At 62.8% G+C, this 15729-nt stretch carries 14 protein-coding genes; 11 read left to right on the top strand and 3 right to left on the bottom strand.

What is annotated here, in order from left to right; translation table 11 throughout:
* Nucleotides 1-31 precede the first annotated feature (31 nt).
* Nucleotides 32-463 (top strand): GlcG/HbpS family heme-binding protein, encoded by a 432-nt coding sequence (locus AC1VXC_RS02080; protein ID WP_481514792.1) that lies wholly within the window; start codon nt 32-34, stop codon nt 461-463.
* Nucleotides 464-1056: 593 nt separating this feature from the next.
* Nucleotides 1057-2799 (top strand): hypothetical protein, encoded by a 1743-nt coding sequence (locus tag AC1VXC_RS02075; RefSeq protein WP_005411405.1) that lies wholly within the window; start codon nt 1057-1059, stop codon nt 2797-2799.
* Between the two features lie 22 nt (nt 2800-2821).
* Here AC1VXC_RS02075 and AC1VXC_RS02070 read toward each other — a convergent pair whose 3' ends face one another.
* Nucleotides 2822-4666, bottom strand: coding sequence for a DUF4209 domain-containing protein (locus tag AC1VXC_RS02070; protein ID WP_005411404.1), 1845 nt, complete (start codon nt 4664-4666; stop codon nt 2822-2824).
* 244 nt (nt 4667-4910) lie between these two features.
* Here AC1VXC_RS02070 and AC1VXC_RS02065 point away from each other — a divergent pair, with 244 nt between their 5' ends.
* The 6 genes from AC1VXC_RS02065 (at nt 4911) to AC1VXC_RS02040 (ending at nt 9842) form a co-directional block, all read left to right on the top strand.
* Entirely contained in the window at nt 4911-5738 is an 828-nt protein-coding gene (locus AC1VXC_RS02065; RefSeq protein WP_005411403.1) for a hypothetical protein, read from the top strand.
* 212 nt (nt 5739-5950) lie between these two features.
* Nucleotides 5951-6820 (top strand): restriction endonuclease, encoded by an 870-nt coding sequence (locus tag AC1VXC_RS02060; RefSeq protein ID WP_005411402.1) that lies wholly within the window; start codon nt 5951-5953, stop codon nt 6818-6820.
* A gap of 148 nt (nt 6821-6968) precedes the next feature.
* On the top strand, nt 6969-7667 hold the full coding sequence (locus AC1VXC_RS02055; RefSeq protein ID WP_005411401.1) for a helix-turn-helix domain-containing protein: 699 nt from the start codon (nt 6969-6971) through the stop codon (nt 7665-7667).
* A 588-nt stretch (nt 7668-8255) separates the two neighbouring features.
* Nucleotides 8256-8492: a DUF2188 domain-containing protein gene (locus AC1VXC_RS02050; RefSeq protein WP_005411400.1), complete on the top strand. Its 237-nt coding sequence runs from the start codon at nt 8256-8258 to the stop codon at nt 8490-8492.
* 277 nt (nt 8493-8769) lie between these two features.
* Nucleotides 8770-8937, top strand: a complete 168-nt coding sequence (locus AC1VXC_RS02045) for a hypothetical protein (RefSeq protein ID WP_005411399.1) — start codon at nt 8770-8772, stop codon at nt 8935-8937.
* On the top strand, nt 8934-9842 hold the full coding sequence (locus tag AC1VXC_RS02040) for a hypothetical protein (RefSeq protein ID WP_005411398.1): 909 nt from the start codon (nt 8934-8936) through the stop codon (nt 9840-9842). Before AC1VXC_RS02045 ends, AC1VXC_RS02040 begins: the two co-directional genes overlap by 4 nt.
* 48 nt (nt 9843-9890) lie before the next feature.
* On the opposite strand, the gene AC1VXC_RS02035 is transcribed toward AC1VXC_RS02040, so the two are convergent.
* Nucleotides 9891-12020 (bottom strand): KAP family P-loop NTPase fold protein, encoded by a 2130-nt coding sequence (locus AC1VXC_RS02035; RefSeq protein WP_005411397.1) that lies wholly within the window; start codon nt 12018-12020, stop codon nt 9891-9893.
* A gap of 133 nt (nt 12021-12153) precedes the next feature.
* Nucleotides 12154-13470 carry a DUF5623 domain-containing protein gene (locus AC1VXC_RS02030; RefSeq protein WP_005411396.1) on the bottom strand — a complete coding sequence of 439 codons (1317 nt, stop codon included), beginning with the start codon at nt 13468-13470 and terminating at the stop codon, nt 12154-12156.
* 495 nt (nt 13471-13965) lie between these two features.
* Here AC1VXC_RS02030 and AC1VXC_RS02025 point away from each other — a divergent pair, with 495 nt between their 5' ends.
* The 3 genes from AC1VXC_RS02025 (at nt 13966) to AC1VXC_RS02015 (ending at nt 15725) form a co-directional block, all read left to right on the top strand.
* Nucleotides 13966-14232, top strand: coding sequence for a hypothetical protein (locus AC1VXC_RS02025; protein ID WP_054662511.1), 267 nt, complete (start codon nt 13966-13968; stop codon nt 14230-14232).
* Nucleotides 14233-14436: 204 nt separating this feature from the next.
* Nucleotides 14437-15324: a hypothetical protein gene (locus tag AC1VXC_RS02020; protein WP_162486348.1), complete on the top strand. Its 888-nt coding sequence runs from the start codon at nt 14437-14439 to the stop codon at nt 15322-15324.
* A gap of 65 nt (nt 15325-15389) precedes the next feature.
* On the top strand, nt 15390-15725 hold the full coding sequence (locus AC1VXC_RS02015; protein ID WP_054662517.1) for a hypothetical protein: 336 nt from the start codon (nt 15390-15392) through the stop codon (nt 15723-15725).
* The last annotated feature ends 4 nt before the right edge of the window (nt 15726-15729 follow it).

Raw genomic sequence — 15729 nt, 5'->3', positions numbered from 1 at the left:
GGCCGGATCTCCCGCCGGCTAAGGAAATCAGATGGCCAAGTCCATTGCTACCGCATCCATCAACCGCGAAACCGCAGTCGCGCTCATTGCCGCGGCGCTCGCCGCGGCACGCTCAATAGGTATCCCAGCTGCCGTTGCCGTCGTCGACGCCACCGGCAACCTGCGCGCGTTCGAGCGCACCGACGACGCACCTTTCCTCACCGTTGATGTTGCCATCGACAAGGCCTGGAGTTCTGCCTCGTTCGGCTACCCGACCCATGTCTGGAACGACTACGTGACCAAGGATCCCAAGGTGGCGCCGCTGGCCTATCGGCCCCGGATGGTCGCTGTCGGCGGCGGCTATCCGATTCTGGAGGACGGGAAATTGATCGGCGGGATCGGCATCTCCGGAGGCAACTATCAACAGGATCAGGATGCGTGCGTCGAGGCCCTCAAGAAAATCGGGTTCCAGGTACCCGCCTAATCACTGTCAGGCCAACGCCGGTGGCGATGGCCGGCAGATCCGACCTTCAAAGTACCGGGGTCATGGCTCGCCATGGCGCTACGGCCGCCCTCGAAATTGCTATGTCTCGTTCTTCGCAATCGATCTTCAACGTGGATGATGGTTCGCTGGCGCCCGGGCAACGCCCGGGATCGTCTGTGGGAGCGTAGGTCGTTGCGAAGGCCTCCCGACCGCCCCGTCGACGCGACGCCGCGAGCAAGTCGCTTGCCCTTGGCGGACACGGTTCGTGTTCAAGAAGACGCCCTTCGTACGGCTGCGTTCGTCGAGGTCTTCGTCAATCCGGTGAGGGGTCAGATTCTCATGTTCGCAGCCCAGCACCCTGGCCTGACGATCTCGGATTTGGCCTCCCTGACCGGGGTAAGTCTGTCGACTGCTTCGCTGTATGTGACCCAGCTTCGCGCAAGCCACTGGCTGACCGTGGATGTGCTTGGTCGCGAAAAGCGCGTTCGCGTTGCCCTGGAACATCGGCAAAAGTCCATCACGGTCCTACGGCAGATGGCGACTCGGTTCGCGTCTGAGGGTTAGCACCGGTGTCCCGAAGCGCGGTCGTTCAAATGAAGGAGCTACCTGAAGGCGACGCCACCTATGAGCTGCGCTGGCTAGGCGCGCTGCAATTGGCTGAATCCCGTCAACGACCCCTTGAGATCCATGCGCTGCTGGCGGCGGAGTCAGGTCAGAGGGTGAGACTTTGGCTGCCGCTGGACCGCATGCCCCTCCTGATGCTCGGTTCGCGGTGGCATCGCAAGACCGCTGTGGCCGCGGCCGACACGCCTCGGGATATCGAGCCTCTCTTGTCGATGGGCGCCACCTGGGTCTGCCCTGACTCGGCTGGCGACGTCGTGCCGGAGGACTGGCTTGGCGGGCGATTTCCCCACCCGTCCGGTGGCTGGCAGTTCTGGGCTGCGGACGGAGCGCAATACGTTCTCCCCGTCAGCGAGCTCATTCGCACGCACTACGTCTTCGACCCTCGATTACTGCCCAGCATTCTGGGTGGGGTGAGCGAGAGCATGGCCCTGACGGGTCGCTCGCGCCAAGCCTGGCATCCCGATCAGTGCCGGTGGATGGATGGGCCGGGCGGCACCGCCCAGTTCCGGATCTCGCGCTTCATGAGCAATGAAGGCGCCTTTCGGCTGGCCAGACTATGGTTCTCAGAGCCTGGACGGCGCGGGCTCTCCTTGCTGTTCCACGCCTTCCGCCGATTGCGCGTCACCGGTTCGTCGCCCGCACCTGGCTCCCAGCGTACCGGCCTACCCCGGGTGGAGATTCCGTACGCCGGGACCGCGAAGTGGAAGGTGATTACCCGCGAGTTACCGGGTGCCCCGGGAGGGCCACGGCGCTACCTCATCGTCGCGTTGACCCAGCACAGCGCCCAGCCGCCCTGGCGGGAGCTGGTAATTGACGATGGCATCGTGCGCCGCAAGCCGGCGGGCACCGAGGACCCGGGCGCGGCCGTCTCCCCGCCTTCGTCCGGCGTCCCCTTTCGGCTCGAGCCGATTCCCAAGCCGAACGTGACGGTCGCGACCTCAGCCACCGATGGCCGCTACAACCCGCTGCGCGCCAGAGATGTCCAAACCCTCGATCTGGAGGCCGATGCCTTCCGGTCCACCCGCAAGACAGCCAGCGAGGTCGGCCCGGGTGCCGCCGACCCGCGACGGCCCGGGTTCCGGCCGGTCGACAGTGGCGGGACCGATGTTCCCGGCAGCCACGCGGCCAACATTCCCGTGGTCCTTCCCGGAAATCAGATGTCTCCCATACCCGGGGACTACGCCGTGCCGTTCGGCCGCGATCTTCGCCCCGTCTTCGAAAAGGTCCTGACACGCCTGCAGGACACGGTCGATCCCAGCTGCGTGGGGCGCTTTCTCCCCTCCCGGGAGAAAGCCCATCGTTTTGAACTCAAGGCCACCACCGCCAAGACGCCCGTACGGCCCGCCACCACGCCGGATCGGCGTATCAAGCCAAGGCAGCTGCTCATCTTCGAGCTGAGGTGCCGGGACAAATGGCTGTACCTGATCGAGCCCACGCGGCGAAGCCGCAGCGAACGATTCCCCATCGGGATCGTCTATCGCAGCGATTGGGCGGGCTTCCTGACTGGGGACATCGTGGAAGTCGCGAGCGCCTTCGAATTCGCCACCCGGACCCGGCGTGGCTGGATCAATCATCTCTCCGAGTTCTACGCCGTGCTTCGCGCCATTGGCGTTGACCATCCCCCCACAGACCTCGGATGGGATGCCCGAGAGCCTGGCCTCGTGGACAGGCTCGCAGGGGCCATCGCCGGAGTGATCCTAGAGGACGGCTAAGCCTGAGGACGGGCAACGCCCGCTACCGGCCGGCAGCGGCGTTCTCGCGGGCGTCATCCATTCGCTTGCGGTGCCACTCGATTCCCCAGGGCACAAACAAAGTCATACGAAGCAGAAGCCACCAGAGCATGAACAGCCCATTGTTATGGACGGCGTCATCTGTCAGTAAGCCGTGGCTATACAGATTTCGAAGGTTGAAACCGGCCCTCTCGGTCAGCAGCGCTCGCAGTTGAAAAACGTTGTCCTTGCCCAGGGCCTCGGCGGCATGAGGGCTCTCCAAGAGCTGGTTCAGGGACATCTCTTCCTCGGTGCCGTCGTCTCGATTGACGAGCGTGTTGACCCGTTCGCGCTTGAAAATATTGCGCACAATGGCTTCAGATTGAGGAATCAGGTACGCCGCTACCTCGAGCCAGTCATAGTTGAACCCTGCCGTCAGGCCGAGCGCCACTGAATCCTCATGACCGTCCGGGACGCAGGGGGATTGGTGCATGTAGAGCAGGACGGCGTTGAGTGATGGTTCGAACTTCTCGCAGTAGACGTCGATCGCCTCAAAAATAGTCGGCGTGTAAATCGTCGAGTCGATCTCCCGGACCTGCTCGATCATTTTCTGGAGTATCTGATCCTCGTTGGTCCGGTCGAACGCCTCGCGTTTCGACACAGGGACCCCGTGTTCGTTGTAGCTGACCCGGGTGAAGAAATCGGCGATCGAATGATTGGCGTTGGCGTCCAGCACCGACTTCCGGACGTTGTCATACCTGGCACCCTGCCCGATGCCGTATGCCAGTTGCATCAGTCCGTCGTGATCGGTCGGACCCACTACGGTGGCCCGGACAAACTCGATCAGGTCCCGAATGTCTATGGGGAACTCCTGCATCTGCATTTCATCAAGAATCGTTCGGCGAACGTCTGCCAGCTCGTCCTGAAGCTCGCGGACCCGGTCTCGGTTTCCGCCGTACTGGCGCAGCTTGGCGATCCCTTCAGACATCCAGTCCGCCTTCAACATCGCCGATGCCGGTAAGCGGGATCGGGTGATCAATACCTCAGCCGCCCCCTGCTGGCATCGTCTGGCCGCGGCATCGTCCCGGCCCCGCTCCCAGAATCTGGCGGCGATCTCAAAACAGGTCTGCGCATTGTCTGGCTGATAGCCCTGGCCCTGGTGGGCGTACCGGACCGCGTAGTCCTCGAAGAGGGGCGCAAGCTGGGCCCCCAGGGCCCGGTTTCGGGCACGTACCAGTTCGGAAAGAGGAAGGAATACGCCGGGCCAGCCTTGGTCAAGTGAGTGGCGAATGCCGGCCTCTATCAGGGTCCAATACCGTAACTGCAGATCGGCATTGCGCTTCTCGTACATGGCGGCAAGATCGACGCCTCGCTGTATCTCGTCACGTGACGAGACGGCACCGTCCGTGCACATCACCTGCTCGCAGTGCTCCAGATACGCCTTGGCCGCCAATTGGCCGAAATGCCACATCTTCAGGCCGAGGCTGCGTCCTGCGACCGACGCGACGTCTGCTACCCGGGCCCGGAGCCACGGGTCATCGAGGTTCTCAGAAAGGATCTGGAGGCAGGCGATGTCGTCCGCATCGAAGTCCTCGATCCGGATGGCGTCGGGATCGCCTGAGCGTCGCGACCGGTGAAAGACATTGTTAGGGGTTCCCGCACTCAGCCGTAGGGACGTTGTCGCTGCCAGCAAGGAAACGACCGACGCCTCGTTGGCGAGGCCTTGCGCCGCCAGGTCCTGAGAGCGTGTGGCCAAGATGGAGCAGTGCCGCCAGGCGCTGGACGCCCAGTCATCGAGCCCTTCCAGGTGACGCGCCAACTCAACGGCCCGTATGGCGTCAGGCGCCAATGCATTGCCCAGTATGCCCACGCGCTCACGTCCTGATCATCCGACGAGCCAGAGTAAGCGTGTTGTTCGCCTGGTGCCAAGCCGGCCGGGCCGGCCAGGCCAGGCGGCAAGCGGCAAGCGGCTAGCGGGACCGGCCGCAACAGGGGAGGATCGCGTAGCTGCCCAGTCAAGCCTGGGGACGGCCGCTGGGCGCAGTACTATCTAGCAGCCGCCAGGGTGGTCGGCACCCATGCCGCACTCGGTGCACTCTCTGAGAAAATGACGGATGCCGATCTCATTTGCCGTCGACGGGGACTACGTGGTCTGGACCCAGCAGTTCGCCAGTCCCACGGTTTATCTCGATACGTACGCGATTCGGGAGATATCCGAAAGCACTCAGCTGACCACCCGGTTTGCAGAGGCCATCAAGCGCAAGAACGGCACTTGGCTGCTGGCGCCGCTGTCGATGGGGGAGTTCGCCGTGTTCAAGGACCCCAGGCACTGCGCGCAGGCGGAAATTTTGCTCGCGCAGGTGGTCCCGCACATCTACCTCTTTGAGACCAAACCGCTGTCTGAGGAAGGCGATGGGGGTCTCAGCCAGCGCTCGCGGCCTCGACCAGATGCAAAGAATCTGGATTGGTTCTCTCAGAGATTCTGCCAAGTTGGCTCGCTCCAAGACGTCTTCCAAGGCATGTTCCAGCTAGTGCATGACCGCAGGGAGGAGATGCTCGAGTGCCTGAACGGGGCAGCCCTGCCCATCAAGGCGACTTTCGAACGCTACCGGCAGGCTGAGTCCTACCGGGCCAATGCGAAGGCCGCCCCGCTCGGTAATGGCCGATCCCGCCAGTTTGTGATCGCGGGTGAGCTTTCGCGAGACTTTGTCCTTGACATAAACGCCAATATCTCCCGGAACGACGCGTTGGACTTCATGCATGCCGTGGATGCCGTGGACTACTGCGACCTGGTGTTGTTGGACAAGGCGTGGGAGCGAAGGGTCAACGGGCTGCGCAAGCGGATAGCCGAGGAGGGCGTCGACATGCCCATTGCCCGATGCTTCTCCAAGAGCAATAACGGCATCGAAGCGTTCTTGGACGCGATTGAGCGCTGGCCCTAGGCGAGCGTATCCGCCTGACCTGACAGCGGATGGCGACGCGTTTTAACCCCGGGCTGGTGTCGGACGAGGGGGCGTGATCTAGCCTCTTCAAAATCGGTCGACACGAGGGGAGGAGGCCTCTCAGCCGGTTTGCCCATCCCCGTCTGATCGCTGATGATTGCCCCAGGGGGCGTCGCGGTCTGGGCGTGTCGGGGCATAGGTCGAGGGATGGCATGTCGAACTTGAAAGCGTCAGAAATGCGGGTGGTCGACCGCGTGCTGGAGATGGAATCGGGCTTCGTGCTCAACTTCTCTGATCGCACGATTGCAGAGTTCTTCCTGGATGAACTCAACATCGACTTCAACGACCCGAGCTTTGCGGTGAATGGTACGTCCAAGGCCAAGCGACTTCGTACCTTCCTGCAAGGTGTCGACAAGGCCACCGCCGCTCGAACGCTCCGAGAGCTACTCAAATGCCGCGCCAAGATCTACCGGGACTCGGGACGCACGGATGAACTGCCAAATGCCGACGGCATGCTGCTCGAGGTCATTGGGCGTCTGGAAGGTCGGGATGTGGGCCACGGCGTTGCCCCGCCGCCTGCGGCGTCGCCGATTCCAGTGGAGTCGCTCAAGTCCGAGCTGATCGCGCTGCACAACCTGGAGCCCCATCCGCGCGGATACGCTTTCGAGAAGTTCTTGATCGGACTGTTTCGAGCCTACGGCCTGCAGCCGAACAGCCCCTTCCGCCTTGTGGGGGAGCAGATCGACGGTAGCTTCAAGTTCGAGGGGGAGTTTTATCTGCTTGAGGCTAAGTGGCATAGCCCGAAGACCCCGGCGGCCGACCTTCGGAACTTCCACGGCAAGGTGACCGAGAAGGCGGCATGGGCGCGTGGGTTGTTCATCAGCAACAGCGGTTTCACCGAGGATGGACTGCAGTCGTTTGGACGGGCGAAGGCGATCGTGTGCATGGATGGGCTGGACCTTTGGACCATGCTCGACAAGCGCATACCGCTGCCAGAGGTCTTGGACCGCAAGTTGCGGCACGCAGCCGAGCGTGGGGAAGTTTTTTGCTCCGTGCGGGATCTGTTCCAGATCCAGTCCTGATCCGGGCCCCCGGCCCCGGGCCCGGGGCCGGGCTCTGCCCCTGCCCAAGCGGTATTGTCCCTGGCGCCTCCCTGGCGGGTCGCTGTCGTGTTCGCCCGCGGCGGGGTGCCTACACTGGCCCGCAAGCAAATCGTCAGGAGCGAGCGGCATGAACCCGACCAACAGTCCCACCTCTCCCCGGGTCCTGACCGTCCCGGAGGTCGGTGCCTTTACCAGGCTGGTCCGCGAGTCGCGGAAATGGTCCCAGGAGCAGCTGGCGGCGATCTCTGGCCTGAGTGTTCGCACCGTCCAGCGCGTTGAACGGGGCGAGTCAGCCAACTTTGATACCCGACGAGCCCTGGCTCGGGCTTTCGAGCTGCAGGACCTGGACGCCTTGAACAAGCCGTTCTCGATTCCGAGCGAGGCGGAACTCAAGGCGGCAAAGGAAGCTTTTGATCGGGACAACGTCACCTTGGCCCTCGCGCCGATCAGCACCGGGCGTCAGTTTGCGAAGCTCGTGGAGGGCTGCGAGATGGACGTCTCTGAGCCGGCGTTCGAGCTTCCGCGGGAGGCCGCCGAAGCGTTTGCTGCGCTGGTGGACTACTTCCGGGACTACCGGGATTGCTCGGAGCTGTACTCAGAGACTCAGAAGCTCGAAGTCCACGAGGATCTGGAGCGCCACATGGATGAGCTCCGGTCGCTTGGCATCTCATTGCGCTACGCCGAGCGAAAGTTGCGGATGAAGTTTGGACCGCCCGCGCCGGATGCCAAACCGATGGAGGTGACCGCCCTGTACGTCGTCGCGTTTCAGCTGGGCAAGGAGCCCGACCACATCGCCACGCCCAAAGCGACGCGGATTGGCTGGTAGCCTGCCAAGCCATTGCACCAGCGCGTAGAGGCTGTCTCAGTACCCGAGACGTGGAGGCCTTTATCCTTAGGCGGCCAGTGCGACATCCAGGCATCCAATCGCGGTCATCGACCTGTTGGGTGGCGCCGGCGGGCTACATGTTCAGCAGCAGGTGGTGTCGATCAGCAATATCCAGAAGACCGTGGCAAACTAGAATTGTGCTGTTGGATTTAATAAGAAATAGGAAGCACGGCGCGCATTCAAAGTGCCAGGATTTCGGTGAAAGGCCGAAAAAGAGAAAGGCCCAAGGTTGCAGCCTTGGGCCCTTCGAGACGTCCATCGTTCCCGTGGCGGGGACACCTAGCCGAAAAGGTTGATTCGGAAGGAGGGTGATGAACTTGCTTAGCCACCATCTCGCAATAGCCTGAGGCAGTGGCCGTCGCTGCCGGCGCGAAACGCGCCGGCAGCCCGGCTATCTCATCACTCGAGTGCAGAGCCGTCAACCTGAGTGGACGCCACAGCGCAAGTTGGGCTCCTGCTGGCAGGTGAGACTTCTCTATTTCCGACGACAACGGCGCCGCTATCGATAACGGCGCGAGGAGATGTGCTGTGAGCAAGAAGAAGGATATCCATGTGGTGCCCCACGACAACGGCTGGGCGACCAAGCGCGAAGGTGCCAGCCGCGCCGGCGTGGTGGTGGACACGCAGCGCGAGGCCATTGAGCGTGCCAAGGGCCAGGCGCAGCGCGAAAGGGTGGAGGTGGTCATCCACCGCCCCGACGGCCGGATCCGTGACAGCGACAGCTATGGACGGGATCCGCATCCGCCCAAAGACGAAAAGCACTGAGGTCTGACCCGGCCCCGGCGTCAACGCCGGGGCCGATTTTTGCCTGCTCCGGCGAGCTTGCGATGTCGACGCCGGACGCCTGGCCCCGCCTGTCGCACCTACGTCGCCAGGGGTGGCGGGCCGTCTGCGCCGCCAGGCAACCTTGGCCGGAAAACCAGGCAGCTTCTATAGTCACTATGTCGAATACTCCTTGCCGACAGGCGGGGAGGCCGAACCGCTGCAGCGAATTGCGGTCGAGCACGCCACCCGGTCATCCGCGCCGCCACGAGGAGCCACCATGGCCCGCCTTACGCTTCAAGAGAAAATTGACACGGTCACTCGGCTGCACACCGTCCATGAATCCCTGGGCGAAGTGGATCCGGACGTGATTCAGATTCAGCATGATGTCGATGAGCTGCTAGCACGGGGGCGCTGGTTGATGTCTACGGAAGCCAATGGCCCGTGACGACGAACGAAGTCTCCCGTAAGGATCAGCGCCCGCCACACCGGGATTGGCATGGGTCACACCAGGAGTGGGGCTATCGCCCCCAGGCATTCCGTTGGGACGGCCATAAACTGGTCGGCATCAACTTCATTCCGCTGGCGCGGGAAATGCGGGCATGGCTGAAGCAGCGAGGTCAACTGCCGCTGCTGTCAAACGCGGACCTCACGACCACAGGCGGCTACACCAATCCCTTCACGTTTAGCGGCGGGTCGATTGCCCTGATCCTGGCCCGCGTCGTGAACGCCTACTACGATTACTGCACGGTGCCCTCGGCGCAGGACGACCCCATCGATGCCGAAATCGAGCGGCTCAGGCTGTACAACGAGGTGGTTCTTTACACCGCAAGAATGTGCGAAACCACGATCAAGCAGCTGCTCTACTGCACGCAGTTTCCTGAATCTAGGTACATGAAGAAAGCACTGGGACAATTGCTGGAGGCGCCGTGCACCACGTGCAGAAAAGAGAACGGTAAGAAGCCGCACTTGATCTCCTTGGTCGGCTCACTGGCGCACCCCTTCCACCTTTGTCTGGAGTTCGATCATTGCGCCATGGACCACATGGCGCTCGGCAACACGTTGAGGAACTCACAGGCCGCGCATTCGGGTATTCAAACCTTGAACATCCGAACCGCGGACGTGTCCAAGGCGGACCTTCGTTCGGGTTGCGACGAGGTCATGCAGGGATTCATCCACATGCTGTCGCACTTGGAAAAGGTCGAGGAGGCGATGTTGGACGATCTAGCGCAAAAGGGGGCGGCGATAGAACTCCTGCGGCGCAACGGCCTTCCCGCGGAGGAGGCCAACTTTCGCCTGATGCCCGGCGAACCCTTCCACCATGAAGCCAGGGCAGAACAACCCCCGCCCTAGGACCGCGCTGCCGGCCGTCGATGCTCCGTGATCAGCTCAATCGTCCCGTCACGCTCGGCGGTTGTTCCACGCGTCCAAGAACACCTGGACCGCTGCGAGATCGTCTGCATCGTGCTTCTTCTCCTTCACCATGCGTTCCAACTCCGCTCGGAACCAGCTCGTGTCGAAGAGGTCGAAGTTACTATCGACCTGCGCACGATACTGTCGTCGCGAGACGCGGTCGCCCAAGCTGCCGAAACCGCCCATTCCCGCTGACCACGATTCCCCGGTCAGGGCTTTGGCCAGGAGGATGAGGGTTTCCTCACGCTTCATCTGCTCTGAGAGCCAGGCCTTTACTTCGGCGCCGTCATCTTCGGCAAATTCCCGCCAGCGATAGAGGCTGAACATGAGGTCGCCTCGAACCAGAAGCTCGCCGTTGGTGGCGGCCCGACGAAGCCCATCCAGGGCCCGTTGCGTGAGGGGGGCAATAGCGTTCTCGGCCACCAGGCACGTGGAGAGGTCCACCTGCCTGCCTTCGCGGGGGTGATAGTCGGTGTAGGCAGAGGAAACAAAATCGGTCAGCCAACCCAGTGACGCACGCTCCGTCGCCGCCAGGTAAAGCTCGGACTTCTCCTGCAAGGTGAACCGCTCATCCGCCACGCGACGAATCAACCAGTGCAGCCGCATCCGCGTATCGGTAGCGCCAAAGCCGCGCTCTTCATCTTCGGTTCTGGTGATGTCGTCAGCCACCTCAAACACCGCGCACAGAAAATCCTTGGCCTGCTCTCGCGGGATCCTCCCTGCGTGGCTGGTTAGCTCACCCAGTACCACCGGGACCATCGATTGCTTTCCCTTCCTAATCTGCCGCGCGGCGCGGCGCAGCCGATCTCGGACAAAGTTCTGATCCCCGGCGTTGTTGATGAACTCTTGAATATCTGCCGCTGACATCGTGTCGTCACTGAGGGACAGCTTGAAGTAGGTGTCGAAATGCTTGCTCAGGCAGACGCGCCGTTCGGCATCCCACGCCTCATGGAAGCCCGAGTACGTCATGCTCTCCATGGCGGGAAAGAGCCGCTGCAAGATAATCTTTACGGCGGCTTGCCTAGCGTCTGGGATACCCGCGAGAAATGGCAGGAAACGATCATCGTCGCGCGACTTTTGAGACGCGGATGCCCCGGTCAGTACGTCGCGGTGATGCTTGATGGCATTGAAGAGACTGGACTCGTACAGGCGAAGCGTCTCCAGGGCCAGATAGTCGGCCAGGCTGACGTTATTGGCCACAGGCGGCCAGGTCACGGTCATCGCATTGATCAGCCGTGTCACGTGGCGGGGCGTGACCAGGTACGGCGCCACCGCGTCGTAGAACACGTTCATGAACCGAACGACATGTTCTTCGCTGGGTTCCCCGCAGATTTGTTCAACGGCCGACAGCAACGCGCTGTTGAGGTCGCTCCGGGCAGGCGGCGGCAGCTCGAAACTGGCCTGAATGATCTTTTCCAGGAAGTGCGGCCCTTCCGACGGGTAGCGGTCTTGGACTGCGGCGTCAGCAAGGACGCGGTCGAAGACCAGCAGATACATCACGTTGGGCAGTCGACCTACCGATTTTACTAGGCGGAAAATCGCGAGTGCCTCGTCCGGCGATAGCCGGTCGATGTCGTCGATGATGATCAGAAAACGACAGGACTGGTTGGCCAGGGCTTCCGATAGCGCGGCGAAGGTTTTTTCCAGGGGCGGCTTGTCAGGGAAGAAGCGCTTGGTAAACGCGGCGGACCCTGCGACCAGCGCGCCAATCCCGCCTGTCGTGGCCAATGCGACCGCACTGCCAATCACCGGGCCCGCTTGAAGGATGTGCCTGCCCAGTTCGGGCACCATGCCCTTGATTCGATCCCCGAGGGACTTCTTGAGCGCCCCGTTGAGCTCTTGCAGGAACGCCAGCGCAATGGCTTCTTCGCCTCGATACCACCAGCATCTGAAGTCCACGACCTTGAGTTTTTCGTCTTTGCGGGCGTCGAGCTCGTTGCGGATCAGATTGACCGCGCTGCTCTTGCCCGAGCCCCAAGGGCCGTTGATCGCAATGGTCGTTCCGACCGGATTGGCGAGATTCAGAAGACTGGTCGCTACGGCCCGCGCGAATGCACTAATGCCGTACTGGTCGTCGTCGGGACGTTCGATGGGGCTGTCATTGAAGTACTTGGACATGGACTTGTTCCTGTAAGCAAAGCCGGGCGGGCAATCGCAGGGGTGTTTTGGGGTGGCATGACCGCTCTGAAGACGCTGGGCGCGCCTGCGACGATAGTGCCCCCGCCCCGTGGGGCGGGGGTACCTGTCTCGATCAGCGCTTGCCGGCAATGAGCGCCGTCAGCGAGCCCTGGGCCAGTTCGAGCGTCCGCAACAGCGACCGCCGGGGTACGCAGTCCGGGTAGTGCTGCGTCACGAGCTCTCGCACCTGGTCCAGATCCGCATGACAGGCAACAGCCGACACCCGGGTCAGGCGGCCCGCGTCCTCCGGCAGGCTCCCGTAATAAAGCGCGTTGAACTGCTCGGCGGGGAGATCGCTGGTCTTGTACTCGCGCTGCACCCAGTCATCCAGATCGCAGCGGATGCGGTCGCACCGGTTATAGACGCCCTTGCGCTCATAGCTCTTGGCCAGGACGCCCTTGAGCAGCGTGGCGACCCGCTCATGGGCGTCCAGGGGCATGCGCGCATCCGGACGCCGCTGCAGCCCTCCGATCATCGAGCCGTACCCAATGGAGTTGCGGTAGGGCCGCAGCAGATCGTGAGGGCTGGGCCGCTCTCGCTTGCGCGTCTTCAACACTGCGCGGCCCGGCGTCACAAACACCGGCGCGTACGGGGCCGATTCGCCGGGCCAGGCCGAACTCACCAGCGGATCGGGCAGCGACTCCAGCGCAACCACGATGGTGTCCAGGCTCACCCCGTCCGCGCTGTCGGAGATCAGCTCCATCACCGCGTTGCCCGGGCTGTAAAGACCACCCCACGCGGAGCGCCGGAGATGCAGGCCGTGACGCGCGGCCCAGGCCTCGCGCTGGCTTTCCAGTCCCCGGATCGCCGCCGCATAGGGCTCATCAACGACGAGGAGCTTTTCCGTACTGGTCTCCTTCCAGACGCTCCAGTGGTCCAAGCCCGGGAGCTGCACGCCGGACCCAGCTATGGCCTCGTGCCTCTGGTTGGTGGGACGAAGGCCCGTCGCATCCATGAAGACCAGCGCCCGGGCGGCGGCGCAGACCTGGTCACGGGCGCTGGCCTGTGACGTGACGTCTTGCTGCCTTTCGAGGTGATCGATCGCGTCCCCCCGGAAATCCCGCAGAGCCCGGTGGTGCCGGAGTTCAGCGCGAGACACCAGGTCCGCCCAGGGGCGGGACAGCTCGAGCTTGAGGGTCTCGCGGCCCCGGGTCCGGCCGTCGCGATCACGCCAGTAGGACGTGATGTACACCGTCTGCCCGTGTCGCGCCCGCGGGGTGGAACCCCGGGCAGACAACACATTCTGCGCGTGCCGGAAATTCTGGAACGCGCCCTGGCGGGCGGCTTCGTCCAGGCTGAGGGTGTGGGTGATACCGCGTTCGCGCTTAATGGACTTGGCGAGGCGCTTGATGCCTTCGATAGAAGACGGGCGAACCGTGTTGTTCGACATGATGACTCTCCCAGCCCGGAACCGTACGTCACCCGTCTGCCGTGCGCTCGAGGCCTTGGAGTAGTCAGGTCGAGAACAGGAAAGTTTGCCTGGCAGTGCTGTTAACAGCTTCGCTAGAGACGGGTGGCCGGCTCCTGCCCGGAGCCGCAACAACACTCTAGCACCGGAGGGTTTCGGCCGCAAAACACCGTCCAAAGTGTTGACCGCAGGGGGAAAATTCCACGGCGCCCTCGAACACGATCCAGCGGTTTTGGCGACGCCAGCGGAAGCCAGAGACCTCCGCGGCCACCAGCCGTCCCGGGTTTGAACGTGTGTGCCTCGCGGGTAGCTCCCGTCTTGTGTGAGGAGATGAGCAAGGTGGCGCAGTTCGCACCCACCAGGGCGCGAGGCAGTCAATCGGCGCCGGAGGAAGCCTTGAAAACCCTTCAACTAACCCGCCGCGGGCCCATGCATTCTGAGCGCTCAGCGAACAGGACACATATCTAGGAGCGCACCATGGCGGCATTGCTAGTCACCTACGACCTCAACAGCCCTGGTCAGCGACATGCTGACCTCCTGGAGTTCCTGAAGAAGACTTTTGCGTGGGCCAAGCTTTCGGAATCGTCCTACGCGATCTCGACCAACAAGACGCCGGCGCAGGTGTTCGCGCAACTGAAGCCGTACATCGACAAGAACGATCAAATCTACGTCCTGACGCTCAACAGGCCCTACATCGGCCAGGGCAAGAAGGCGGTCAATGATTGGCTTGAGCAGCATCTGTAGCTGGAGGTGCTGATCCGGCAGATCTTGGGGGTCTGACCGCAGCCACAAATCCGTCACTACCGTGCGCCGCTATGAGGGGGCGGCGAACCGACTTGGAGTGCGCCACCACCGTCCCGTCGTGCGGTCGCTAATGTTCGAGCGTCCGGATGGTGCTCGAACTGCCGTTGACCTGGAACGGCCCTAACCAATTTGCGAGGACGTGGGATGGAAGTAGCAACATCGTCGCTGCGCTCAAAGCTTTCGGCATCCTTTCGGGCGTGGTGGGAAACCGCATCGCGACCGCTGCGCATCTTTACCGTCGGCGGGAGCACGGTGGGGGTCTCAGTACTCCTGATTCAGGTCTCGGGCCCGGACCGGCTGATCTTCGGGCTGATGGCCGCGGGCGGGATCCTGTTGACGGCGGCGTTTCTGCTCGACCTCTACCACGCGGCGCTACGCGCCTGGGAGTGGCCGCTGGGCAAGATCGTCGGCACCTTGGGCGCGACCATGGTTGTTGCGGTCTCCATGGCGCTAGCTTCTGTGACGGTGAAAGAAGCGACCGGCATTGATCCCGAGCACCTGAGTTACGCCGTCACTTTCCTGGCGCCATTGATGGCTGGGTTCCTGCTTACCGCGGGAACCATGCTGGTGGTCGTGGGCGTGTTCGTTTGGTTTGTCATCGAGAGCGTTTGGGGCGTACTGCGCTGGCGGTTTGGCTCGGGAACCGACGCCAAACCGGTGAACACGGACAAGGTGCTCATCCGCCTGGTCGGTGTCTTTGCGTTGGCGCTGACCACCGCAGTTATTTTCGACATCGGCCAGCACTCCTACAACGGGGTGTTGACCACGACCGCCCGCCGCTTCACGTATCATTTTGAAATGTATCCCAACGATGCCTGCGCCTTCGGTGGCGAGCGCGTCCGTCGTCTCACGGACGACATGGTTGCGGTCGGCCGGAGCACGGATCAGGGGCTGGTGTTTGAGCAGCGACCCTGTGCATTGGGAGAAACCGCCCAAGCCACCTTGGGCCGAGAGTCGGTTGGAACCGACCCGTCGCCAGAAGCGGCGACAAGCCCGCCCGATGGCCGCGTCGACGGTGATGAGGCGTTGTAGCTGAGAAGTGGCCCAGGCTGCCCGCAAAGGGTGGAAGGGCCTAGGCTTATTTGGAGGAGGTCGACATGACGGGATCGAGCGGGAGTGGTTACGGGGGCGGATTTCGCGACACGGCTGTGGCCTGCGACGCCTTGGTGATCGAAACACAGATCAGCTCGCCCAAGGCCGACGTGATCAAGGCTCTGGTCCGGGGCTCCATCCTCAATGTCGCACTTGACCAAGTCGGTGGCGTCAGCACGGTGGTGCTGACACACCAAGGCCAAGTAGCCGGAGGCATCGCCGATCCGAGCGTCCAGCGGCTGCGCGAATGCCTGACGCAAGGGACTCAGTACACCGCGACCGTGCGCACCGTGACCGGTGGCTTGGTGACGGTGCGTATCGCCCCGGTCCCGGGCACCTGAGCGC

This window comes from Stenotrophomonas sp. STEN033 (assembly GCF_056856655.1).
Note: the sequence above shows the minus strand (reverse complement) of the source record. Positions and strands in the feature narration are given on the sequence as shown.

Excerpts from the sequence above, each read along its gene's own strand:
- AC1VXC_RS02080 (WP_481514792.1), top strand. The coding sequence starts at position 32 with ATGGCCAAGTCCATTGCTACCGCATCCATCAACCGCGAAACCGCAGTC.
- AC1VXC_RS02075 (WP_005411405.1), top strand. The coding sequence starts at position 1,057 with ATGAAGGAGCTACCTGAAGGCGACGCCACCTATGAGCTGCGCTGGCTA.
- AC1VXC_RS02065 (WP_005411403.1), top strand. The coding sequence starts at position 4,911 with ATGCCGATCTCATTTGCCGTCGACGGGGACTACGTGGTCTGGACCCAG.
- AC1VXC_RS02060 (WP_005411402.1), top strand. The coding sequence starts at position 5,951 with ATGTCGAACTTGAAAGCGTCAGAAATGCGGGTGGTCGACCGCGTGCTG.
- AC1VXC_RS02055 (WP_005411401.1), top strand. The coding sequence starts at position 6,969 with ATGAACCCGACCAACAGTCCCACCTCTCCCCGGGTCCTGACCGTCCCG.
- AC1VXC_RS02045 (WP_005411399.1), top strand. The coding sequence starts at position 8,770 with ATGGCCCGCCTTACGCTTCAAGAGAAAATTGACACGGTCACTCGGCTG.
- AC1VXC_RS02035 (WP_005411397.1), bottom strand. The coding sequence starts at position 12,020 with ATGTCCAAGTACTTCAATGACAGCCCCATCGAACGTCCCGACGACGAC.
- AC1VXC_RS02030 (WP_005411396.1), bottom strand. The coding sequence starts at position 13,470 with ATGTCGAACAACACGGTTCGCCCGTCTTCTATCGAAGGCATCAAGCGC.
- AC1VXC_RS02025 (WP_054662511.1), top strand. The coding sequence starts at position 13,966 with ATGGCGGCATTGCTAGTCACCTACGACCTCAACAGCCCTGGTCAGCGA.
- AC1VXC_RS02020 (WP_162486348.1), top strand. The coding sequence starts at position 14,437 with ATGGAAGTAGCAACATCGTCGCTGCGCTCAAAGCTTTCGGCATCCTTT.
- AC1VXC_RS02015 (WP_054662517.1), top strand. The coding sequence starts at position 15,390 with ATGACGGGATCGAGCGGGAGTGGTTACGGGGGCGGATTTCGCGACACG.